The sequence below is a fragment of the Acinetobacter pittii genome (assembly GCF_022449185.1).
Lineage (GTDB): Bacteria > Pseudomonadota > Gammaproteobacteria > Pseudomonadales > Moraxellaceae > Acinetobacter > Acinetobacter pittii_I.
Map to the genome: position 1 here is coordinate 981,366 of NZ_JAKUKO010000001.1, position 24,267 is coordinate 1,005,632.

The window sequence follows — 24,267 nt, forward strand, 5'->3', positions numbered from 1 at the left end:
AAAAGTGCAAAAGCATTTTTTAGTTCCATTCGTTTTATCTTTCGGTCTTGTATTACATGGCTGTGGCAATGAACAAGTAAGTGATCAAACACAGGTATCTACGGCTAAGGTTACCGTTATTTCAATTCAACCGCAGTCTATTAACTTTAGTGAAAATCTACCGGCGCGCGTTCAAGCTTTCAGAACTGCCGAAATTCGTCCTCAAGTTGGCGGTATTATCGAAAAAGTTTTATTCGCTCAAGGTAGTGAAGTTAAAGCTGGACAACCTCTATACAAAATAAACTCAGAAACATTTGAGGCTGATGTAAATAGTAATCGAGCGGGTTTAAATAAAGCTGAAGCAGAAGTAAACCGCTTAAAAATACAACTTGAGCGTTATCAGCAACTTTTACCAAGTAATGCGATTAGTAAACAAGAAGTAAGTAATGCCGAAGCGCAATATCGACAGGCGATTGCAGATGTTGCTCAAATGAAAGCATTATTAGCTCGACAAAATCTTAATTTACAGTATGCGACAGTGCGAGCACCGATTTCCGGACGTATTGGTAAATCATTCGTAACAGAAGGTGCTTTAGTTAGTCAGGCTGATAGCAATACTATGGCGACTATTCAACAAATTGACCGGGTTTATGTCGATGTAAAGCAGTCTATTGGAGAATATGAGCGCCTACAGGCGGCTCTACAAAGTGGTGAGTTATCTGCCAACAATCAAAAAGCTGTACAGATTTTGAATAGTTTGGGACAGCCCTATAACGTTGCAGCAAAAATGCTGTTTGAAGATATAAATGTTGACCCTGAAACTGGGGATGTCACCATTCGTATTGAAGTGACCAATCCTGAAAGAAAATTACTGCCGGGTATGTATGTCCGCGTTAATATTGAGCGTGCTTCGGTTCCTCAGGCCTTACTCGTGCCAGAACAAGCTATTCAGCGCAATATGAATGGCGATCCTCAAGTATATGTAGTGAATGCCAAAGGTGGCGCAGATGTTCGCTCAATAGAGTTAGGGCAACAATATGAGCAGTTTTATCTCATCAATAAAGGGCTGAAAGCAGGCGACAAAGTTGTTGTTGAAGGCATAGAGCGTATCCAACCCAACCAAAAACTGGCAATTTCAGCATGGAAAGCAGCCTCAACAAAAAATACGGTGAAGCAAGGAGATGCTAAATGATGTCTCAATTCTTTATTCGCCGTCCTGTTTTTGCATGGGTAATTGCAATTTTTATTATTCTATTTGGTGTACTGAGTATTCCAAAGTTACCCATTGCACGCTTTCCGAGTGTTGCACCACCCGAAGTGAACATTACAGCAAGTTATCCTGGCGCTACTCCCAAAACGATTAATGATAGTGTAATTACCCTTATTGAACGGGAAATGTCAGGAGTAAAAAACTTACTCTACTATAGTGCTACAACAGATTCGTCAGGAACCGCTGAAATTACCGCGACGTTTAAACCCGGTACTAATGTGGATATGGCACAAGTCGACGTACAAAACAAAATTAAAGCGGTTGAAGCACGCTTACCCCAAGTCGTCCGCCAACAAGGCTTAGCTGTAGAGGCATCGTCCTCAGGCTTTTTAATGCTTGTCGGTTTAAACTCACCTAACCATCGTTATTCAGAAGTCGATTTAAGCGATTATCTGGTTCGTAATGTGGTCGAAGAGCTTAAACGTGTTGACGGTGTCGGAAAAATTCAGTCCTTTGGTGCCGAAAAAGCGATGCGAATTTGGGTAGACCCAAATAAATTAGTTTCTTATGGTCTATCGATTAGTGATGTAAATAATGCAATTCGTAACAATAATATCGATATTGCACCAGGACGACTTGGTGACCGTCCTCTCGTTAATGGTCAATTAATTACTATACCTTTATCCGCTCAAGGACAGCTTGAAAATGTAGAGCAGTTCAAAAATATTAGTCTAAAGAGCAATATTAGTGGTGCCACTATTAAGTTGTCGGATGTAGCCGACGTAGAAATGGGAGCTCAGTCATATAATTTTGCGATTTTAGAAAATGGTAAACCTGCAACAGCTGCGGCCATTCAGTTGAGCCCTGGTGCAAATGCAGTAAAAACAGCAGATGCGGTAAAACAGAAACTCGAAGAACTAAAAGTAAATTTACCTGAAGGCATGCAATTTAGCGTTCCTTACGATACTGCACCTTTTGTTAAAATTTCGATAGAAAAAGTAGTTCATACATTAATTGAAGCCATGGTTTTGGTCTTCATTGTGATGTATCTATTTCTTCATAATGTTCGCTATACCTTAATTCCTGCGATTGTCGCTCCAATTGCCCTGCTTGGTACGTTTACCATCATGCTTTTAACAGGTTACTCAATTAATGTGTTAACCATGTTCGGTATGGTGCTTGCGATCGGGATTATCGTCGATGACGCGATTGTAGTCGTTGAGAATGTAGAACGAATTATGGCAACCGAAGGTCTATCGCCTAAAGAAGCGACTTCAAAAGCCATGACAGAGATTACCAGCCCGATTATTGGTATTACTTTGGTACTGGCAGCCGTATTTTTACCAATGGCCTTAGCAAGTGGTTCAGTCGGTATTATTTACCGCCAATTTACCATTACGATGTCAGTCTCAATTTTATTCTCGGCATTTTTAGCTTTAACACTCACCCCTGCACTTTGTGCAACCTTATTAAAACCAGTTGATGCAAATCATCAAAAGAAAGGTTTTTATGCATGGTTTGATCGTAGCTTTGATAAAGTCACAAAAAAATATGAAGCGATTTTACTTAAAGTCGTTAAACATACTATTCCGACTTTAATTATTTTTGTGGTGATTACAGGTTTAACTTTTGCAGGTATGAAATATTGGCCAACTGCTTTTATGCCCGAGGAAGATCAAGGCTGGTTTTTAACGTCGTTCCAATTACCTTCAGATGCGACTGCTGAACGTACGACAAAAATTGTGAAAGATTTTGAAAACCATTTAAATGAGCAGTCGGATGTTAAAAGCAATATTTCAATTATGGGTTGGGGTTTTAGTGGCGCTGGCCAAAACGTTGCACTCGCTTTTACAACCTTAAAAGATTTTGGTGAGCGTGATAAATCTACTACTGACTATACCAACTTCATAAATGCAGAAATGGCAAATAGTAAAGAAGGTACAACTATGTCTGTACTTCCTCCAGCAATTGATGAATTGGGTACATCTTCAGGCTTTAGTTTGCGTTTACAAGACAAAGCAAATTTAGGAATGCCTGCTTTAATTTCGGCCCAAGAAAAGCTTATGGAAATGGCGGCACAAAACAAAAAGTTTTACATGGTTTACCCAGAAGGTTTACCTCAAGGTGACAATATTAGCTTGAAAATCGACCGCGAGAAATTAAACACTCTAGGAGTTAGCTTTGCTTCTGTTTCGGATATTATTTCGACTTCAATGGGATCGATGTATATCAATGATTTTCCAAATCAAGGCAGAATGCAGCAAGTTATTGTTCAAGCCAATGCAAAATCACGAATGCATTTAAAAGATATTTTGAACTTGAAGGTTGCAGGCGCAAACGGACAACTGGTGTCTTTATCTGAGGTCGTGATTCCTCAGTGGAATAAGTTGCCACAGCAATATAACCGCTACAATGGCCGACCATCATTAAGTATCGCTGGAGTGCCTAACATAGGGGTATCTTCAGGTGATGCGATGCGAGAAATGGAAAAGCTAATTGCTAAACTTCCTCAAGGTATTGGTTATGAGTGGACAGGTATTTCACTACAAGAAAAGCAATCTGAATCTCAAATGGTATTCCTTATTGCTTTATCAATGTTAGTCGTGTTTTTAGTCTTAGCTGCACTTTATGAAAGTTGGTCAATTCCATTATCTGTCATGCTTGTTGTTCCCTTAGGAATCTTTGGTGCAATATTAGCCATTATATTAAGAGGAATGCCAAACGATATTTTCTTCAAAATTGGTCTCATCACTATTATTGGTTTATCTGCCAAAAATGCGATTTTAATTGTTGAGTTCGCAAAGATGCTCAAAGAAGAAGGCATGACTTTAATTGAAGCAGCCGTTGCAGCAGCAAAGTTACGCCTCCGCCCAATTTTGATGACTTCCCTTGCCTTTACTTGTGGTGTTATCCCATTGGTCATTGCAACTGGAGCAAGTTCGGAAACTCAGCATGCATTAGGTACCGGAGTATTTGGAGGCATGATATCTGCCACCATCTTGGCCATCTTTTTTGTTCCTGTGTTCTTTATTTTTGTCTTGGGAGCCGCAGAAAAACTGTTTGCAAAAAAGAAAGTTAATTCTTAGTTAAATGGATTGAGGCGAAACATAGATACGTTTCGCCTCAATGACCTAGAAATATGAAAAATGTACTGACAGGAAAACGATTAAGAATTAAGGACTTTAAAAACTTTACCTGTTCTTGGGTGAGCAAAGCTATTATCTGGATCTAAGTTGATGACTTTATCCGAAATCACAATTTTAGAAAGTGGTAACCAGCTCTGTTCCAGTTCAACGTCTACAAAGTTTTTTTCATTGATATTTTCATAAATTTGTTCGACAACGATTTCCATACCACACATACTTTTAGCATTCACTTCTTTTAAGATATGGCGTTTTGACATACTAGTCTCCATTTTTTTATTATCCGTATCGACAATAATAAAGATTGCACTGATACAATATGTAAATTTTAATAATGAAAGTGTTTTCTTTGTTTTAATCATATTTTTGTAATAATTAAATGAATAGTTGAGTGATTATTTAATTTAAATATTATTTTTAAGTTAATCTATTTAATGTAAATATTACTTATTAAAAAATTTACTTTTAATCAAAATTAAAGGGTTCGTTAACTGAACCCTTTTTATTTAATTCTAAACTTGTACTGCGTTATCCAGCGAACCATCATCTTTATTTTTAGCAGTGTCTTTACTAATCAATGAGTCTGTATCGCTATCTGTGGTAAAGCTTTTGCTATTTTTCTGCTTTTTCTTGTACATGCACATCCCAATCGCGATACCTGTTCCCAATACTATAATTGACTTTAACATTTTGCACCTCTTCGATTAACGGAGTAACTTTTGAGAAATTAGCTTAAATTAATAGCATAAAATTTGTTATTTAACGGCTTTGATTTGCTCCGCTTTTGTAAGGTGTTTATTTTTTATGTTAATTGAAGAGTAAAATAATCCCGAAAAATAAATTTTGATACAAAGCAAAAAGCCTATTCTAAAAAAGAATAGGCTTTTCACTGTATTTCAGGATTAAGCAGTATTATGAATCGCTTTAGGCAATCTTATTATCTTTAAAAATACATTACAAATGTATTTAATGCTGAACTTTTAGTCAAGATGGGATTGAGGGTTTTTACCAATAATTAGCGATTATTGTGATGACTGTCACGTTTATATAATTAGGATAAGAAAAAACCCATTTCTACTTCTCATAAAGAAATGGGTGATGTGAAAACCACAAAAGACCTGAAATACCAAATGTTCTTACATTCAGTAAGGTTGAGTGTAGTGAATATACCGAATGGTTGACAATTAAACTATTTGTATTTTTTTTAGTCATTTCGGCCAATAAAAAAATAGTTATGATTCTGTAGATTAACTCTGTTTAGTCATTCATTATTGACCAACAATTCTATAAAGCACCTTCACCCAATTATTAAGACATATATTTTCAATCAGTGTTTTTGAATAACCACGCTGTTGCATACGTTCAATTAAGCGATGTATGCCTGTCACATCTTCAAGTTCAGTACCTATAAGTGCACCGTCAAAGTCCGAACCAAAGCCCACATGTTCTTCGCCCAAATGATCCATTAAATATTCTAAATGTTCCAAAATTACATCAATCGATGTATCTGCATTGCGTTGTCCATCCGACCGTAAAAAAGCGACATCGAAATTTACCCCCACCATACCCTTACTTTCTCGGATTACTTTAAGCTGTGGGTCAGTTAAGTTGCGAGCTTGAGGGCATAAAGCATGTGAATTAGAGTGTGTTGCTACAATTGGCTGCTGCAATATATCTACAGTATTCCAAAAAGCTTTCTCATTCATATGTGAAACATCAATCACCATCTTTTTATTGGCACAGCGTTTTATAAAGTCTTTGCCATCACTCGTGAGACCTGCTCCAGTGTCAGGTGAGTGAGGAAACGTAGCATTTAAACCATGTCCAAAACGACTAGGTCTATTCCAGAGTGGACCAATACTACGCAGGCCTCTTTCATAAAACACATCGAGTAAATCAGGGTTATGTTGTAAAGCCTCTGCACCTTCCATATGCAATAAAATTGCTAGCTTTTGCTCTGCTAAACAATCCTGAATATTTTGAACCGAGCTGCAGATTTTAATATTTTTAGAATACTGAGTAAGTTGGTGAGCTAAATCGAGTTGTTCTAAACAAATTTGTTCAATTTGCTGTTGCGTAAAATCAGAAGCATTCGGATCAAATAATTTATTGGGATGATGCTGCTTAACATAGCTAAATGGAGGTAAAAAAATCGCAAACATTCCCCCCATAAAACCAGCTTCTTGACAGCGTTTTAAGTCCAGATGGCCTACTAAACGTTCATGAATAAAAGCATGTACAGGATCTGGATGATCACTTAGCCATAAGCGTGTTAATGCATCATTATGTCCATCAAAAACTGGAATATGGCGAGGCTTCATGAGTATTCCTGTTAATTGCTATATGTCTGTAATTGTGTGGACTGGAATATTTTGGGTGGTGCTTAAAGATTTAGAGTTTCTACTATTACGGAAGACTAAATTTTGTAGAGGTGCAACCAACTGACTTTCTGCCCGTGCTTGTTCAATCATTTGATGATACGGCGATTTCCCACATACAGGATCGGCATTAGCCGCATCTCCAGTTAACATATAGGCCTGACAACGACATCCGCCAAAGTCACGTTCTTTATCGGGACAGCTACGGCACCCTTCTGGCATCCATGCATCGCCACGGAAATGATTAAATCCAGTTGATTTGTACCAAATATCTGACAATTTATGTTTGCGGACGTTTGGAAACGAAATGGGCAGTTGTCGTGCTGCATGGCAAGGTAGCGCCATACCATCTGGAGCAACCGTAAAGAAGATTTTACCCCAGCCATTCATACAGGCTTTTGGTCGTTCTTCATAATAATCAGGCATTACAAAAATGAGTTTGCAAGGGTGATTTTGCGCTTTTAATTTTTCTCGATATTCATTGGTAATCCGTTCAGCTCGTGTCAGTTGCTCTTGTGTGGGTAATAAACCTTGGCGGTTTAAAAAAGCCCAGCCGTAAAACTGACAAATTGCCAACTCGACTGTATCTGCATTGAGCTCAAGGCAAAGTTCAATAATTTGTTCAATCTGGTCAATGTTATGTCGATGAATAACAAAGTTAAGCACCATTGGGTAATCGTATTTCTTAACCAATCGGCACATTTCATACTTTTGTTCAAAAGCATGCTTTGAACCTGCCAAGGCATCGTTTACCACAGGGTCGCTCGCTTGGAAGCTCACTTGAATGTGGTCTAGACCCGCTTGTTTTAGATCGGCAATACGTTGTTCGGTAAGGCCCATACCAGAGGTAATGAGGTTGGTATAAAACCCTTGTTGATGAGCATGTGCAACGAGTTGTTCTAAATCTTGACGTACCAGTGGTTCACCACCAGAGAAACCGAGTTGAACAGCACCCATCTGACGTGCCTGATCAAAAACGTCAAACCACTCTTGGGTGGTTAGCTCATTTTTATGCTGAGCGTAGTCTAATGGGTTTGAGCAATACGGGCATTGTAGCGGACAACGATAAGTTAACTCCGCTAATAACCATAAAGGCAGGCCAACACCTTCTGTCATATTAAATCAATCCAGTGCTGCTGCTTTGCGACCAGCATGTAATCCACTACATCCTGATCAATCTCAGCAATATCACCAAACTTTTGCTTTAACTGAGCAATAATTGCAGAAACATTTTGCTGCCCATCAATATATTGTCCAATTGCCCCTGCACTTTCATTTAATTTGATCATGCCTTCAGGATATAAAATCACAAAACCATTTTGAGCTGGCTCGAACTGAAAACGGTAACCTTGTCTCCAAGTTGGCACAAGGTTTAAATCAAACTGCTCTTTATTCATTTAAATAGTCCTTTGTGCCAAACTCGTTTGCTCGTCACAGTGTGATATGGTGCTTCATTGTGAACATATGCGAGTGTTAAAGCATCTAAAATGCTCCATAAAATATCCAGCTTAAACTGCAATATTTCAAGCATTCTTTGTTGTTGTTCATGAGTTGTAAATGAATCAAGCGTAATCGTTAAACCATGTTCAACATCACGGCGTGCCTGACTTAAACGAGAACGAAAATACTCATAGCCTTTATCATCAATCCATGGGTAGTGTTGTGGCCATGAATCAAGACGTGATTGATGAATCTGTGGGGCAAAAAGTTCAGTTAAAGAACTGCTTGCTGCTTCACGCCATGAAGCACGGCGTGCAAAGTTTACATAGGCATCTACCGCAAAACGAACACCTGGTAATACCAGTTCTTCAGAAATCACTTGTTCACGACTCAAGCCCACAGCTTCAGCTAAGCGTAGCCATGCTTCTCGACCACCGCCATCTGGATATTCACCATCTTGATCGATCATGCGTTGAATCCATTCTTGACGGACTCGTTGATCAGGGCAATTTGCCATAATCGCCGCATCTTTAAGAGGAATATTAATTTGATAGTAATAGCGGTTTGCAACCCAAGCCTGAATTTGTTGCTGGGTGGCTTTACCTTCATACATCATCACGTGGAATGGATGATAGATATGATAGTACTGGCCTTTATCGATAATGGCTTGTTTGAATTGTTCAGTCGTTAAAGCTTCAGGTGTTTGAGTCATATTTCACCTTAGAGTTCAATCTGCATGCCATCATAGGCAACTTCTACACCATTTGCCTTAAGCTCGGCAAACTGGCTAGAGTTTTCATTTAAAATTGGATTGGTATTGTTAATATGAATCAGCACTTTTTTAGGTGTACTCAGTTGGTTTAAATAAGACAGTGAACCACCTTCGCCACTAATATATAAATGCCCCATTTCTCGGCCAGTTTTAGTTCCAACCCCAGTTTGCTGCATTTCATCGTCTGTCCAAAGCGTACCATCAATCATGACGCAGTCTGAACTCTGCATAATCTGCATGATTTGATCGTCAATTTTTCCAAGACCCGGCGCATAGAACAACTGTTTTTGTGTCTTATGATCTTTGATAATTAAAGCGATATTGTCGCCATCATGTGGGTCATTTCGATGCGGTGAATATGGTGGCGCAGCACTTTTAATAATTAAAGGCAAAAATTCTAAATTTTCGAAACCATCAATTTTAAAAGCTTGTTTAGGGTTAATCTCATTATATTGAAGACCACCATTCCAGTGTTTGAGCATATTAAATACTGGAAAGCCGCTCGTTAAATCTTGATGGACCATTTCTGTACACCATACATTCATTGGGCAACCTTCACGTAAGGTTAAAAGCCCAGTCGTATGGTCTAACTGACTGTCCATTAAAATAACGCTTGTTATTCCTGTATCACGCAATTTACGCGCTGGTTGAGCTGCTTTAAAATCAAATAATTGCTGACGGATATCAGGTGATGCGTTTAATAAAACCCAGTCTGTTCCATTTTCAGAAACAGCAATTGATGATTGAGTACGGGCTTTGGCTTGGATTGAACCTGTTCGTACACCATGACAATTCGGGCAATTACAATTCCACTGCGGGAACCCGCCTCCGGCAGCTGAACCTAAAACATAAATATACATAAAATTAATATCTTATTAGAAAGAGATAAGCCCTAGAACAAGACTAGGGCTTATGACATATTTGATGAAACTGATTAACGTGCTTCAAAGTACATTGTAACTTCAAAACCAATGCGTAAATCAGTAAAAGCTGGTTTAGTCCATTGCATAAATTATCTCCGGTTCATATTAATCTTATGAAATGAATCACTTGATTAAGATTTATAAGGCAATTAAAAATTTATTCTAAATAAAAAAATTGGGTTTGTAGACCACCCCTAGTTAAGATATTGTTCGATAATTGTGTTTTTTGTCCAAATTTTAATATTTCAAACATATTTGCTTATTAGATCTTTCATCAAACATTCATACTAAAAGCGTATTTTTTATCCGTCTTAATTGATCAAATGATAAAAAAATGAAAAATTTAACAATACTTTTTAAAGTAACAACACTTTCTCTGGCTGTAGCATTATTGGTGGGATGTAATGACGATGATGATAATGACCCAGCACCACCTGCTCAAAGAAGCAATCAAACCGTAAATATTTTAGCTTTTAATGACTTTCACGGAAATCTTGAGCCACCTAAACGTTATGCCGAGGCACCAAATCCAAATGATGCTGCTCAATCTGTTCGTATTCCTGTAGGAGGAGTGAGTTACTTCGCCGATGCGATTAAAAAACTTAAAGCAGAAAATCCAAATAATGCTGTGGTTTCGGCAGGCGATTTAATTAGCGCCTCTCCTCTCACCTCTTCTTTATTTTTAGATGAACCAACCATTGAAGTCATGAATGATATTCAAATTGACTTTAATGCTGTAGGTAACCATGAATTTGATCGTGGTACAGACGAATTACGCCGTTTAAAAAATGGTGGATGTCAGCAATATACCAGTACTGCACCTTGTCAAATTAATAAAAATTTTAGTGGTGCAAAATTTGATTTCCTTGCTGCTAACGTAGCAATGAAAAATGACGCCAGTAAAACAATCTTCCCAGCCTATAAAGTCAAAAGTTATGGTGGAATTCCAGTTGCATTTATTGGTTTAACTCTTAAAGCGACGCCAAGTATTGTTTCTGCGGCAGGTATTAAAGACGTTGAGTTCCGTGATGAAGCAGATACCGTAAATGCGTTGATTCCTGAATTAAAAAAACAAGGAATTGAAGCGATTGTAGTCGTTGTCCATGAAGGTGCGGCGCCAAGTACGAAGCTCAATCAAAAAACATGTGATGGTTTAAGTGGTCCGATTTTAGGAATTTTGGATAAGCTTAATCCAGCAGTTGATATTGTTGTGTCAGGTCACACACATCAATCTTATATTTGTGACTATGCGACAAAAAATCCAGCTAAACCATTCTTACTTACTTCAGCTGGACAATATGGCACGCTCATTACTGACATCAAGATTGAATTAGATGGTAAAACTGGTGATGTAATCAAAAAAGATGCGAAACAGGTTCCTGTACAAAGTGAAGCCTATACATCCGGTACAACCGCTGTAAGCCTGACAGACCTCTATCAAAAATTTAGTAAAACCCCAAGCATTGAAGCAATTTTAGATAAATATCGTCAAGCTGTGACCACCATTTCAAGTCGTGTGGTTGGTACATCTACTGCCGTTGTGAGCCGTACTCAAGTCGAAAGTGGTGAAAGTCCGCTAGGTATTATGATTGCCGATGCTCAGCAAGCGACTGCTTTAAAAGCAAGTAATCAAGGCTCAGACTTTACGCTAATGAACCCGGGCGGTGTGCGTGCGGATCTACTTATTAATAGTAGTAACCAGATTACCTTTGGTGATGTTTTTGCGGTTCAACCTTTTGGTAACTCTATTGTGACGTTGAGCTTAACCGGTAAACAGATTAGAGATGTGCTTGAACAGCAATGGTCTGGTGCAAATGCAAATTCACCTAGAATTTTACAGCCATCTAAAGAGTTGAGTTACCAATATGCAGCAAATACATCTGTTTCACCACGAGCAAGTAACATCATAGTTGCTGGTTCTCCGTTGGTTGACAGTAAAGTATATCGCGTGACGGTAAATAGCTTCTTGGCAGATGGTGGTGACAACTTTACGGTATTAAAAGATGGCCAAAACCGTGTAGGCGGTGGTCAAGATATTGATGCCCTTGAAAGCTATGTCGCTAAGAATTCACCTTTAATTATTCCAGCGACTACTCGAATTAAAGTCATCAAATAGCAAATTTAATAAAAAAAGGACAGTTTAGACTGTCCTTTTTTCTATCTAAACTTTTTATTCTGTATAGAGATTAAGTTCAATACTGCTGATATTAGTCCCTGTATTCGCAAAAATAATCTCCATAACTTCATGAAGTAATTCATTAACTTTCTCATGCTCAAAGTTAGAGGCTTCTGCCGTTTTTAGGCAAATCAAGTTACAGCTCATTTTATCTTTTCTAAGCTTATAAATACTTTTACTCTTCCCAAGGAACACTCTTTTAATAAGCTTGCGATTTTCAAACTCAGATAGAATTCGATAAATCGTTCCGAGCGTAATTTTATGTTCATTTTTAATTTGCGCATAAATACTCACCGCGCTTAAGCCTTGTGGATTTTGATTTAAAATTTCAAAAACCTGTATTCTCGATTTTTTTATTGGTAGTCCATTTAATAATGATTTTGAAGTTGCCGTCATGATTAATTAGCCTTAATGTGAAAAGTATAGAAATTCTTAAAATTATTTTGTCTATACTGGTTTGAAAATTATGGATATTTGTTTAATAAAAAACAAAGCCTATTCCCCTACGAATAGGCTTTGTACTTAGTTTTAACTTAGAAACTATAAGTCGCTTTTACAAAGTAATTGCGGCCATAAAGTTTGGTGTTAAAGGTTTTGTTTTTATCTTCCAGATCAACATCAGTCAGGTTTTTTACGCCATAGTCCAATGTTAAGCGTGGTGAAAGTGGTGAAGTAAATGTCACATCATAAGTGGTATAGGCTGGTAACTCTTTAGTTGCAGAGTACATTTGTTTACCAACGTAGCTTACGCCTGCATTTACACGGAAGTCTTCAACTAGTGCCCAAGAAACTGAACCATTAGCCAGCCATTCTGGTCGTTCAGTTAAATCTTTACCTGTGGTTTTATTTTTTGCATCTAAGTAAGTGGCATTTGCCTTAACACCTAGATTATCCGTGAAGTCGTAACCACCTGTAAGCTCAACTCCTTTAAGTTCTGCACGGCTTACATTAGTCCAGATTTTTCTAAAATCACCCACTAAACGCGGATCTCCATCACTTAAGGTAATGGCTTCAATCAGGTTTTTCACATCATTTTGGAAAATGGTAACACCAGCATTCCAGTTTGGACGGGTTACAATTAATGATGCTTCATAGTTGGTGCTTTCTTCTGGTTCTAGGTCTGGATTACCTCGAATGTGGCAACTACCACCACATGAAATCATTGAGTAGTTAATGTCTAACTGTGCTGGGGACGGAACTTTATAAGCTTGACCAACACCACCTTTTAAGACAACACCTTCAGCAAGTTGATAAGCTAAATAGGCTTTACCGGTCGATTTACCATCAAAGTCATCAAAGTCGTCGTAACGGCCACCTAGAGTTAATGTCAGTGCATCATTGATATGGGTATCGTTTTGAACAAATACACCGTAACTTTTTTGTTGGTTTTTCCCTGTGCCGATATAACTCACAACATCCGTAATTTTCTGATCTTTATAATCAAAACCAGCGGTGCTGTTATTTATGAGCCAGTCAAAGTTAGCGAAAGCACGACCAATTAAATTTTCTTGCTTATAATTACGACTTTGTGGTGCATCATATTCGCTGTCGTAGTCATAAATTTTAGCGGTTTCTTTGCCAATATAAGCTTCTGTTTTCCCCCAGCCCCATTTTCCGCGATGAGCAATTCCTACATTGGTGCGCTTCATTTCCGATTCTTGAATTGAGGTCGCAGCATCTTGAGTAAGTGGCCGTTTATCGTTGTTATAGCCCAAATCTAGGTCTAAAGTTTGTTGGTCATTAATATTCCAACTTAATGTACCGTTTACGTTTTTAGTATCTTTTTCTACAAAGTAAGCCCCCTCTGGATCTGGTTTGCCATTTCGGTACCATGCATCACGGTTATAGGCATCTCCTGCCAAAGTAAAACTTAGATTGTCGGTTAAACCGCCGTATAAGTTAAATCCGTAACGGAATTGATCTTTACCATTCCCACGATCTGCTCGGTTATATTGCCCAAAGACCGAACCATGAAGCTGCCCGTCTTCGGCTTTTTTAGTAATAATATTGATTACACCACCCATGGCATCTGCTCCATAGAGAGATGACATCGGTCCGCGAATAACTTCAACACGTTCAATACTATTTAAAGGAACTGCACTCCAGTCAAAGTCATTACCACGCCACATGGCACCATTAGATGACATGCGTTTGCCATTAAGTAGAATGAGTGTGTAGTTACCTGATGTATTTAGCATTCCCCGTATAACGATTTTATCTTGACCGCTGTTATAGTTATAAACCCCAGCTTGCTTTTGTAAAACATCAGCAAGGCTCAGCGCTGCGCTGCGTTCAATCTCTTCACTCGTGATCACACTAATGGATGCAGGTGCTTTATCTACGTCTTGTTCTTTTAATGCGGCAGAAACCACAATAGTTTTAAGTTTTTGAACTGGTTCACTATTACCCTGCTGTTCAATATCTGTATTTGCTTGAACGGCGAAAGGAAGCAGTGTTGAGATGGCGACCACCAGCGCCTTTTTCGTTAACGTCATTTCTCGGCCCTTATTCTGGATAATGATTACCACATGATAATTATTATCATTTATGATGTGCCGAGCATCATATACTCATGACTTTTACTGATCAAGATAAAAATAATTATTAGTTATATAATGATAATCATTATTGTTTGTGCTTTAAAAAAGCGTTACCATTACACTTTCGTGCGCCTAAAAACCTATTTAAAACAATCTTAAAGTAGACATAACAATGCTCTCTCGATTTTTTATCTATCACCCTATTTTTGTTTCTGTCGTTGCAATCACTATTCTTATTTTTGGTTTTCTTGCCACTTTAGCAATGCCTGTCGAACGCTATCCTAACCTTGCTCCACCGGGTGTTACGGTTGTTGCGAACTATCGTGGTGCAGCTGCTGACACAGTCGAAGAAAGTGTGACCCAAATTTTAGAACAACAAATAAAAGGTCTGGATAATTTGCTTTACTTTACGTCCTATAGTGAATCATCAGGAACGAGTAGCATTGATATTCATTTTAAAATTGGCACAGATATTGATAAAGCACAGCTCCAAGTACAAAACCGAATTAATGGTGCATTAAACCGTTTACCTGAGGAAGTTCAAAGACAAGGCGTAAACATATGGAAAACCACGGGCGATATGCTACTTATTGTGGGGCTATATGATGAAACAGGTAAAACCAGCAATATTGATTTGTCTGATTATATGGTGAATCACTTTGAACAACCTTTAAGTCAGTTGCAAGGTATTGGTGAAGTTGATGTTTTTGGTTCAAGCTATGCCATGCGTATTTGGTTAAATCCAAATCAACTTAGAAATTATCAACTTGTGCCGAGTGATATTGAAAAGGCCCTAGAAGATTATAACACCCAGATTGCTGCGGGTTCGATTGGTGCAATGCCCTCTGCTTCTGATCAAAATATTTATGCAAAAGTAAAAGCTGGTTCACGTTTAAAAACAATAGATGATTTTAAATCGGTAGTCGTTAAAGCAAATGTTGACGGTAGCCTTGTTTATTTAAAAGATGTCGCGAGAGTCGAATTAGGGGCAGAAAATTACGAAAGCATTAATACACTTAATGGCTACCCATCAGCAGGTTTAGGAATATCTCTCAGCCCCGATGCCAATGCAATTGAGACTTCTGCTCTCATTAAAGAAAAAATGGCTCAACTTAGCCAGCATTTACCAGCTGGATATAAAGTCGTTTATCCACGAGACAACACACCATTTATTGAAGAGTCAATTAAGCAGGTCATGATCACTTTGCTTGAAGCAATCGTGCTTGTGGTTATTGTGATGTATCTCTTTTTACAAAATTGGCGTGCTACTCTTATTCCAACCATTACGGTTCCCATCGTCATTAGTGGCACATTTGTGGTGTTGTATTTATTTGGGATGAGCATTAACACACTTACGCTATTTGCTCTAGTTTTAGCGATTGGATTATTGGTTGATGATACGATTGTAGTCGTGGAAAATGTTGAACGGCTTATGCACGAACAACAACTAAGTGTACGTGAAGCTTGTTTAATGTCGATGCAAGAGATTAGCGGTGCATTGGTGGGTATTACGCTGGTCTTAACCGCGGTATTTATTCCAATGGCCTTTTTTAGTGGTTCGACGGGTATGATTTACCGTCAGTTTTCTATTACATTAGCAGCAGCCATGTTGTTATCACTATTTGTAGCCATGACCATCACGCCAGCAATGTGCGCAGTTCTATTAAAAAAACATAATAAAAAACCAAAATGGGGACAAACACTTGAGCTTGCTCTACAAAAAGTCAGATCAGCTTTTAGTTTTTTATCTGTTCGTTTAATCCAGTTTAAAGTATTTTCCAGTCTGTTGGTTGTGGGCATTGCGATTATTCTATTTATGATTTACCGCAGTTTGCCGACCAGCTTTATTCCAAATGAAGATCAAGGATTACTTGCTGTTCCCTATAGCTTGCATAACAGTGCTTCAATGAGCCAAACCGAAGAAATTGGAAGACTCGTCAATAATTATTTCTTTGAACATGAAGGTAAAAATATTAATACCGTACTGGTCGTGAATGGACAAAACTTTTCAGGAAGCGGTCCAAATTTAGGTATGGCTTTTGTTTCGCTTAAACATTGGAATGAGCGTAAAGGAGAAGCCAATACGGCGAGTGCTATTCGTGAACGTGCCCAAGCATATTTACAGAAAAACTTGCCCGCTAAAGTCATGGTAGGAATGCCGCCAAGTGTATCTGGTTTAGGTCAATCTGATGCTTTAGAACTTTGGCTTAGAGATGTAAATGGTCAAGGGCGCGATGAATTAATTAAACAATATAAAGCCTTAGAAAAAGAATCTCGAAATTATTCGGCCTTTGAAAATCTAAACCCTCTTGTGAGTGAAGATAAAGCCGAAGTATTTATTCAACTCGATCAAAATAAAGCCAAAATGTTAGGAGTTGACCAACAAGCAATTCGTTCAACACTATCGACTGCTTGGGGCGGAAACTATGTTGGTGATTTTGTCGAACGAGGTCGAATTAAGAGAATCATTATGCAAGGTGATTCAGAGTTTCGTTCTAAACCCGAAGATTTAGCGTATTGGCATGTACGCAATAACTCAGGTGGAATGCTTTCCCTTGCCCATTTTGCACAAAGTCAGTGGACAGGTGGCCCAGAAGCTCTTACCCGATTTATGGGACTGGCTGCTATTCAACTTGAAGCAAATGTAAGTTCTGGCTTTAGCTCAGGCCAGGCAATGCAACAGTTAAGTGATATGGTCAGTAAACAGTCTGGTATAGATGTCGCATGGAGTGGTCTTTCTTTACAAGAGCAACAATCTAGCCGCCAAGCGATCTATTTATATCTCATTTCTATTCTATTTATTTTCTTATGTTTGGCTGCCTTATATGAAAGCTGGAAAGTTCCTTTTATTATTTTATTAGGGCTGCCTCTAGGCATTACAGGTACTATTGTTTTTGCGTGGATTTTTAAGTTACCGAACGATGTTTACTTTCAAATTGCCCTTTTAACAGGTATTGGCTTATCTTGTAAAAATGCAATTCTCATTGTGGAGTTTGCGACTCAATCACTCAAACAAGGGAAAAGTAAAATTGATGCGGCAAGCGAAGCGTTAAAGCTGCGCTTACGCCCAATTTTGATGACATCTCTTGCCTTTGGTGCGGGTGTGGTTCCTTTAATTTTTGCAACTGGTGCAGGTGCTGCGAGCAGATATGAAATTGGAATGAGCGTATTTGGTAGTGTCGTGTTTGGTACCTTACTGGTGCCGCTATTTACAGTATTCTTCTTTGTTGTGGTTCATAGTTTGCCGAGTTTTCAGTGGTCAATGAGTAAACTATGGTTGAGTCGAACTTTAAGATTTAATAGCCGTATTAAAAAGGACAATACATCCTTTTAAAGGTTGAAATAAAAAATGGCAGATTTAATATCTGCCATTTTTTATTCTTTAAATTTAAGCTACGAGCTTATCAATCCACACTTCAAGTGTTGGTTGTTCAGCTAAATCTTCAAAGCTCACTTGTGCGCCGTAAGCTTGCCATTTACCTACTAATGTCATGAGTCGTACAGAATCAAGTCCAAGCATGAGTAAATCATCATTTAACTGAATGTCTGATGCAGGAATCTGAAGTTGTTCACTCACTGCCAAAACAATACCTTCTTCAGTAAGTGGTGAGACTGCTTGTTCAAGCGCCCAAGCTCGTGTGACTTGCTGAGTTGTCATAACTTGCCCACAACGTGTACTTGTATATTTTAAAGCCATATCGTGTTCTTCACGGCTAAAGTCAGCAAGTGCATCTCCGCATAAAAACGGCTGAATATTTAGCATAAAGGCTTCTGCCGCACTCATGAGGCAACCAATATGAGCATAAACACCACAAATAATGAGCTGGTCGCGGTTTGACTCACGCATGAGTTGTTCAAGTGGAGAAAATTTAAAAGCGCTATAACGCCACTTTGTTAAGACAGTATCATTTTTATCAGGCGTAATTTCTGGCAAAATTTGAGTAATTTTAGGGTCATCTTTTAGGCCAGTTCCCCAAAAGTCAGTTAATAACTGGCGATGTTCAGGTGTCTGGTTACCGGGCTGTGCCGTATAGACCACAGGAATATTAAACTTACGCGCAGTTTCAATCAGTTCTTTAGTATTTTTAATAAGCTCTGGAATAGGCGCTTGAGTTTGATCATAAAAATCTAAAAAATATTGCTGCATATCATGTACTAATAAAACAGCGCGATTGGTATGCAACTGCCAATGTGTTTTATTCGCTGTAAACTCGTGCGCTTGTGGCATGCTGTAACTAGCAATTTTAGGAATACTCATCAAATTTTTCCTTTTTTATCTTTAAGCAAGAACATTGGTGTTGGTTTCAAGTTGTTGACGTAATCTTTTTTTGTCGATTTTTCCAAAGGCTGTATATGGAAATTGCTCGATAAATTCGACTCGATCGGGAATTTTGTAGGTAGCAAGTCCATAGTCTTTCAGATGTTGACGGACTGACATTGCAAGGCGAATTTGGCTTGGATCATCGTTTTGTGATTGCCATGCAATAAAGGCACAGCTCTTTTCACCCATGATCTCATCTGGCATAGCAACCAGTGCTGCTAAACGGATTTGTGGGTGAGTTAATAAAGCTTGTTCAACCTCTTCAGTCGCAATTTTTTCACCAGCGCGATTGATTTGTTCTTTTGAACGCCCTTCTACAACAATGCAGCCATCCTCTCGAATACGGACTAAATCACCTGTGCGATAAAAACCATCCGGTGTAAAAGAACGTGCATTGTGCTCTGGTGCTTGATAATAGCCACGAATGGTATAAGGGCCGCGAGTCAACAAATGCCCTACCTCTCCAGCATCTACTGGCTGATCGTTATCATCTAGCACTAAAATTTCATCATCTAGTGAGATTTTTAAACCTTGGGTATGGATAATCTGTTCTTTCGTCATGTCAAAATGGGTGTAATTCACTAGCCCTTCAGCCATTCCAAAGACTTGTTGTAAGTTAACTTGGAACTCATCAATCAAGCGTGAGGCAACTGCATCGGGTAAACGTGCCCCTCCGACTTGCAAGCAACGTAGAGCTGATAATATTGGATCTTGATCTTTCGCTGCTTTATCCATCCAAGGTCGAACCAAAGCTGGAACCAAACAAGCATCAGTTACACCATGTTTTTTAATCAATGAAAAAGCTGTTTCAGGGCTTGGATCAGTACCTAAAACAACAGCTCCACCTGAATAAAAAATACCTAAAGAACCGGCCGAGCTCATTGAAAAGTTATGTGCCGCGGGTAAAACCATCAGTAAACGTGATGCCTGATTGAGGCGGCAGATTTTCGCACTCTCACGTACGCTATATAGATAGTCATCATGGGTACGTGGAATCAGTTTAGGAACACCGGTACTTCCACCTGAAAGTTGTAAGAAAGCAACCTGATCTGCCGAAGATGGCGAGATGGCTTCATCTAAAATATTGGTTTCTTTTAATAGATCTTCAATGGCTACAAACTTATCGGCATTTCCAAGTACAAATACATGTTGTAGGCAAGGAGCAGTTTGCTGAAGCTTTTCCGCAAGCTCTCGGTAGTCAAATTTTTGTGCACCAAAATCAGCACAGAAATAAGCTTTTGCTTGGGTTTGTTTGAAAAAACTACTGAGTTCTGCATAGCGATGTGCTGGTAAAGACATCACAGGTAAAGCACCAAGCCGAATCAATGCAAAAAATAAAACATAGAACTGATAGTGATTCGGCATTTGTACAACTGCTTTATCACCCGCTCTTAGTCCATGTTGATATAAGTGGCTTGTACAGTAATCAACTAAATGATCAAACTCAGCATAACTAACGGCTTTATCACCATCATATACTGCTATGTTTTGCGGGTATTTTTGAACACTTTCACGCAAGAAATCACTCAAGTTTTGTCCAAGCCAATAACTTTTTTTACGGTAAATCTCAGCAAATTCTGCTGGATATGGCACGGCGCCATCCAGATAAACCTGTGTTGTCATGTGTTTGGTCCTTGTATTGGCAATTGATTGGGTGAAATCTGGAATCCGTCCAGTACTGTACGAAATTTAGCGGCAGTTTCAGCATGTTCGGCTTGTGGACGAGATGCTTCCACAATCCCTGCACCAGCAAATAAACGAGCAATGTTCTGATAAATTCGGGCACAGCGGACAGTCACCGACCATTCACCATTACCTTGTTCATCTGCCCAGCCCATAGTTCCTGCAAATAATTCACGGTTAAATGGTTCAAGTTGCTGAATTAATTCTTTAGCAATTGGACTAGGCTCTCCACAAATTGCGGGTGTTGGGTGTAAACGTTCAATTAAGTCAAAAACATGAATATCGGCTTGCTTAAGTTCGCCAGTAATATGGGATGCCAAGTGCCAGAGGCGTTTGGTACGAATGAGCGATGGTTGTTTAGGTACTTTTAACTGCTTACAGAAAGGTGCGAGTTCATCGGCAATCATTTCGATGACGAGTGCATGCTCATGTTGATCTTTTTGTGAAGCAAGTAATGCTCTAGCATTATTTTGGTCTAGGGTTGGATCGTCATCACGAGCCAATGTGCCAGCAACTGGTTTACTCCAGATTTTTGTATTTTGCTTTGCAATTAAGAGTTCGGGGCTTGCACCGACAAACCATCCTTCACTTTGAAGATGCCTCGCGACTGCATAGTTATAGCCTTCGGGATTATGCTTGGCTAAGTTATAAAATAAGTCTGAGACAGGAATATTTTGTTCAAATTCAAGTTGTAAAATACGAGCAAGTACGGCTTTATCGAGTTTTTTTGCTTGCATTTGCTGAACTAAATATTCAACTTGCTGTTGGTAATGTTCACCTAAAGGGAAATAATCAGCCTTTTTTAAAGATAGAGAACCAAAATCAATATCAGATTGTGCATAGAGTACTTTCTGATAGATCTTTGCATTTTGCATAAGCATTAAATTGACATCGGCTGCCGAGCAAAATGGTAAACCACCCATAATTTTGACGTCTTTATAACCGTCATTCATTGCAAGTTCTAATTGAGCTCTTGCTTCATCTAACCAATCTTTTAAAAGGCTATTTTTAGTAACCTGAATATCTCTTAATTTTTGATGACTATTGATGGTGTATTCTGGCGTTGTGAAAATAAAACCTGCGTCATTTCCACAATTTAAAATTTCTTGTGCTAATGCAACGCGGCTTTCAGTAAAATTTTCTCGTTGGATAAAATACGGATGCTGTGCCGACATCTCGCAACTCCTTATACAGTTATTTTGTTGTAATGAATGGATGTTTAAACGCCTAAAGTGGCTCCTCCATCAACCACAATTTCTTGCATGGTAATTTGTGCAGCCTGATCAGAAAGTAAAAAGCTGACCGTATTGGCAATATCTTCAGGTTGGGCTAATTTTCTTAAGGGAATGCCTGTACGGTATTGGTTTAAATCTCCATCGATTACCGCAGGCGGAGGTGTATTATCTGTCCAAAGCTGCTGTTGCATTTGAGTTAGCGTAGAGCCTGGTGAAACAATATTAAGCCGCACTTGATGAGGTGCGATTTCAAGCGCAAGATTACGGCAGTAATGGCTCAATGCAGCTTTTGTCGTTGCATACATGCCAAGTTGTATACGTGGCATCCGTGAACTATTCGAGCTAATCGTGACAATACTTCCCTGCTTTTTTTCACAAAAATGCTTGGCCAGTTGTTGACTAATCGCAATAGGTGCCATGACATTTACAGCAAAAAGTGTTTGCCAATCTTCTGTTTTTGCTTCAAGCATAGAACGCATAATCAAAACGCCCGCTGCATTCACTAAACCCGTTACGCTATGTTTGTTTAAAATATTGTTAATGAGCTTTGCTGTTGTTTCTTGATCAGTAATATCTTGTTGAAAGCCTTGCCAACGCGATATTTCACTGCTTTCTATCTTTTGTGTGATTTCCCATTGTTCAGGATTTTCCTGTCGGTCGATGCCGATGACTTGATACCCTTGCTGCAATAATTTTTTTGTAATAGCAGCTCCAATACCTCTTGCAGCACCTGTGACTACGATGGTAGAGCTCATGTTTTACTCCAGTTTGACACGAATATTAAATTTCGCCACATAATTGCAAATAATTATCATTATTATCAAGTGCGATAAATATCAAACATAAGATTACAATCTAAATCAAGTTATTTATTAACCAAGAATCCTCCTTATTTAATTGATTTTTAATAATTTTAAGAAAACCGATATTTTTTTATTGATTATAATGATAATTGTTTTCATTTACTAATGAGAATCATTTTGTTAATTTGACCGCGCTTTCTTGTCGAGATGGACTCAAAATGAAGCCATTTTCTCAACCCTTACATCCCCTATTTCAACAATTCAATGTTGGAAGTGAAGTCTGGTGGAATGCCGTTAAAAAAATAGGTAGTCCACTGGTAAGCCTACAAAAAAATAAAGCGCTATGTACCTTTGTTTGGCGTAGTCTTGAGCCTAAAGAAAGTATCTTTGTCTATATTGATATTTATTCACAAAGCCCTTCTATCTATCAAAAGTGGAATCGTTTTAGCCCTATAGCTGGGACAGATGTGTACTTCTTTGAAATAGAGCTGCCCTTAGCTTGGACTGGTAGTTATGTTGTAGTTACGGCTAGTGAAGAAGCGCCAGAAACAGATTGTGCGGCAACACGACGCTCATGGTGGCAAAAGGAGCTTAAACAAAATTCTCAAATCGACTCATTTAATCAACATCAGTTTTATACGGGACATCTGGCCCGATACATCAATCAAATTCAACTCGAAAACACAAAATCTTTAATAAGCAATTGCCCAATTACAAAGACATTCCAATGGTCAAGTCGCTTATGCCAACAAGATTATTTGGTCGACATTTTTATTAGTCATCAATCAGCTCAAGAAGACTTGCCACTCATCATTTTGCTTGATGGCCAAATATGGAGCCGAGAGCTTTCGATTATTCCCGAACTTCAGCATTTAACTGTTGCAGATAAGATTCGCCCAGCAGTTTATGTCTTTGTTCATAGTTTAAATAGTCAACAACGCCAACGAGATTATGGTTGCCATGATGCATTTAGTCGGGCGTTGGTTGATGAACTTATTGAAATAATCTTAAAAGAATATTCTTTTATTTCTAAAACAGACATTACGTTATGTGGTCAAAGTTTAGGTGGATTATGCGCTTTATATAGCACCTTGTTATTCCCGACCATTTTTACTTCCCTGATTTTGCAATCTGGATCTTATTGGTGGTCAGATTTTTCAAACAGTACGTTAGGACAAAAACACAAAGGTAATATTTTAGAACTGCTTCAAAACTTATCTCATCAATTAGCAAAAACAACTCAAATTTATATCAGTGCCGGCACGTATGAAACCGATATGCGGGACGATGCCCTTCAGCTTTATCAACAATTGCAATCATTCAATCAAGTGAGTTTTCACACTTTTCAGGGCGGACATGATGCCGTGAATTGGCGTACTGACTTGCTTAAAGCATTGCAAAAAACTCTTTCACTATAACCATTTGTTTCATCAAGGATAAAAATATCATGAGCAACTTACAGGAAAACTATATTAATCCTTTCGATAATGAAAGTTTGTCTTTTCAGGTTTTAAAAAATCAACAAGGTGAGTTCAGTTTATGGCCTGCTCAACATCAGGTGCCATCGGGGTGGGATGTTCAGCATGGGCCGGATACGCGGGCTTCGTGTATTGCATATGTGGAAAAACACTGGGTTGCGATTAACCCCTTTCAACAAGCGTAAA

The 24,267-nt window shown here is 38.6% G+C and carries 20 protein-coding genes and 1 pseudogene; 6 read left to right on the plus strand and 15 right to left on the minus strand.

All coding sequences use genetic code 11. The features are described 5' to 3' along the window. The first annotated feature begins 4 nt into the window (after nucleotides 1-4). Nucleotides 5-1,171 carry an efflux RND transporter periplasmic adaptor subunit gene (acrE, locus tag MKX14_RS04570; protein ID WP_240281883.1) on the plus strand — a complete coding sequence of 389 codons (1,167 nt, stop codon included), beginning with the start codon at nucleotides 5-7 and terminating at the stop codon, nucleotides 1,169-1,171. Continuing rightward, a complete protein-coding gene (locus tag MKX14_RS04575; protein WP_240281884.1) occupies nucleotides 1,168-4,275 on the plus strand; it encodes an efflux RND transporter permease subunit in 3,108 nt (1,035 codons plus the stop codon). Before acrE ends, MKX14_RS04575 begins: the two co-directional genes overlap by 4 nt. Before the next feature lie 80 nt (nucleotides 4,276-4,355). Here MKX14_RS04575 and MKX14_RS04580 read toward each other — a convergent pair whose 3' ends face one another. From MKX14_RS04580 to pqqA, 8 genes are all read right to left on the minus strand, one after another. Beyond that, a complete protein-coding gene (locus tag MKX14_RS04580) occupies nucleotides 4,356-4,592 on the minus strand; it encodes a hypothetical protein (RefSeq protein WP_017481147.1) in 237 nt (78 codons plus the stop codon). A 252-nt stretch (nucleotides 4,593-4,844) separates the two neighbouring features. Next, complete coding sequence (locus MKX14_RS04585; protein ID WP_002113575.1) at nucleotides 4,845-5,021, minus strand: hypothetical protein; 177 nt, start codon at nucleotides 5,019-5,021, stop codon at nucleotides 4,845-4,847. Nucleotides 5,022-5,600: 579 nt separating this feature from the next. Further along, nucleotides 5,601-6,653 (minus strand): dipeptidase, encoded by a 1,053-nt coding sequence (locus MKX14_RS04590; protein ID WP_240281885.1) that lies wholly within the window; start codon nucleotides 6,651-6,653, stop codon nucleotides 5,601-5,603. Nucleotides 6,654-6,671: 18 nt separating this feature from the next. Next, a complete protein-coding gene (gene pqqE / locus MKX14_RS04595) occupies nucleotides 6,672-7,826 on the minus strand; it encodes a pyrroloquinoline quinone biosynthesis protein PqqE (RefSeq protein WP_240281886.1) in 1,155 nt (384 codons plus the stop codon). Then, nucleotides 7,823-8,107, minus strand: coding sequence for a pyrroloquinoline quinone biosynthesis peptide chaperone PqqD (gene pqqD / locus MKX14_RS04600; protein WP_068565827.1), 285 nt, complete (start codon nucleotides 8,105-8,107; stop codon nucleotides 7,823-7,825). The genes pqqE and pqqD overlap by 4 nt, the downstream gene beginning before the upstream one ends. After that, the gene (pqqC, locus tag MKX14_RS04605; RefSeq protein WP_240281887.1) at nucleotides 8,104-8,862 is read right to left on the minus strand and encodes a pyrroloquinoline-quinone synthase PqqC; all 759 of its coding nucleotides are present in this window, start codon (nucleotides 8,860-8,862) and stop codon (nucleotides 8,104-8,106) included. Before pqqC ends, pqqD begins: the two co-directional genes overlap by 4 nt. Before the next feature lie 8 nt (nucleotides 8,863-8,870). Then, nucleotides 8,871-9,782, minus strand: coding sequence for a pyrroloquinoline quinone biosynthesis protein PqqB (pqqB, locus tag MKX14_RS04610; protein ID WP_240281888.1), 912 nt, complete (start codon nucleotides 9,780-9,782; stop codon nucleotides 8,871-8,873). A gap of 74 nt (nucleotides 9,783-9,856) precedes the next feature. Next, complete coding sequence (gene pqqA, locus MKX14_RS04615) at nucleotides 9,857-9,931, minus strand: pyrroloquinoline quinone precursor peptide PqqA (protein WP_001982218.1); 75 nt, start codon at nucleotides 9,929-9,931, stop codon at nucleotides 9,857-9,859. 248 nt (nucleotides 9,932-10,179) lie between these two features. On the opposite strand from pqqA, the gene MKX14_RS04620 reads away from it, so the two are divergent. Further along, the gene (locus MKX14_RS04620) at nucleotides 10,180-11,961 is read left to right on the plus strand and encodes a bifunctional metallophosphatase/5'-nucleotidase (protein ID WP_240281889.1); all 1,782 of its coding nucleotides are present in this window, start codon (nucleotides 10,180-10,182) and stop codon (nucleotides 11,959-11,961) included. A 54-nt stretch (nucleotides 11,962-12,015) separates the two neighbouring features. Here MKX14_RS04620 and MKX14_RS04625 read toward each other — a convergent pair whose 3' ends face one another. Continuing rightward, a complete protein-coding gene (locus MKX14_RS04625) occupies nucleotides 12,016-12,417 on the minus strand; it encodes a transcriptional repressor (protein WP_240281890.1) in 402 nt (133 codons plus the stop codon). A gap of 137 nt (nucleotides 12,418-12,554) precedes the next feature. After that, nucleotides 12,555-14,516, minus strand: coding sequence for a TonB-dependent receptor plug domain-containing protein (locus tag MKX14_RS04630; RefSeq protein WP_240281891.1), 1,962 nt, complete (start codon nucleotides 14,514-14,516; stop codon nucleotides 12,555-12,557). Between the two features lie 217 nt (nucleotides 14,517-14,733). Here MKX14_RS04630 and MKX14_RS04635 point away from each other — a divergent pair, with 217 nt between their 5' ends. Beyond that, nucleotides 14,734-17,895 carry a multidrug efflux RND transporter permease subunit gene (locus MKX14_RS04635; RefSeq protein WP_240281892.1) on the plus strand — a complete coding sequence of 1,054 codons (3,162 nt, stop codon included), beginning with the start codon at nucleotides 14,734-14,736 and terminating at the stop codon, nucleotides 17,893-17,895. Nucleotides 17,896-17,949: 54 nt separating this feature from the next. On the opposite strand, the gene MKX14_RS04640 is transcribed toward MKX14_RS04635, so the two are convergent. From MKX14_RS04640 to MKX14_RS04660, 5 genes and pseudogenes are all read right to left on the minus strand, one after another. Then, the gene (locus tag MKX14_RS04640) at nucleotides 17,950-18,138 is read right to left on the minus strand and encodes a phosphopantetheine-binding protein (protein WP_235823111.1); all 189 of its coding nucleotides are present in this window, start codon (nucleotides 18,136-18,138) and stop codon (nucleotides 17,950-17,952) included. A 30-nt stretch (nucleotides 18,139-18,168) separates the two neighbouring features. Beyond that, nucleotides 18,169-18,819 (minus strand): annotated as a pseudogene (locus MKX14_RS04645) (isochorismatase family protein); the annotation flags it as partial. 21 nt (nucleotides 18,820-18,840) lie between these two features. Next, a complete protein-coding gene (locus MKX14_RS04650) occupies nucleotides 18,841-20,505 on the minus strand; it encodes a (2,3-dihydroxybenzoyl)adenylate synthase (protein ID WP_240281893.1) in 1,665 nt (554 codons plus the stop codon). After that, nucleotides 20,502-21,740 (minus strand): isochorismate synthase, encoded by a 1,239-nt coding sequence (locus MKX14_RS04655; protein WP_240281894.1) that lies wholly within the window; start codon nucleotides 21,738-21,740, stop codon nucleotides 20,502-20,504. Before MKX14_RS04655 ends, MKX14_RS04650 begins: the two co-directional genes overlap by 4 nt. Nucleotides 21,741-21,784: 44 nt before the next feature. Then, the gene (locus MKX14_RS04660) at nucleotides 21,785-22,555 is read right to left on the minus strand and encodes an SDR family oxidoreductase (protein ID WP_240281895.1); all 771 of its coding nucleotides are present in this window, start codon (nucleotides 22,553-22,555) and stop codon (nucleotides 21,785-21,787) included. Nucleotides 22,556-22,821: 266 nt separating this feature from the next. On the opposite strand from MKX14_RS04660, the gene fes reads away from it, so the two are divergent. After that, nucleotides 22,822-24,021, plus strand: coding sequence for an enterochelin esterase (gene fes / locus MKX14_RS04665; RefSeq protein ID WP_240281896.1), 1,200 nt, complete (start codon nucleotides 22,822-22,824; stop codon nucleotides 24,019-24,021). Between the two features lie 29 nt (nucleotides 24,022-24,050). Then, entirely contained in the window at nucleotides 24,051-24,266 is a 216-nt protein-coding gene (locus MKX14_RS04670; protein WP_003651732.1) for an MbtH family protein, read from the plus strand. Nucleotide 24,267 lies beyond the last annotated feature (1 nt).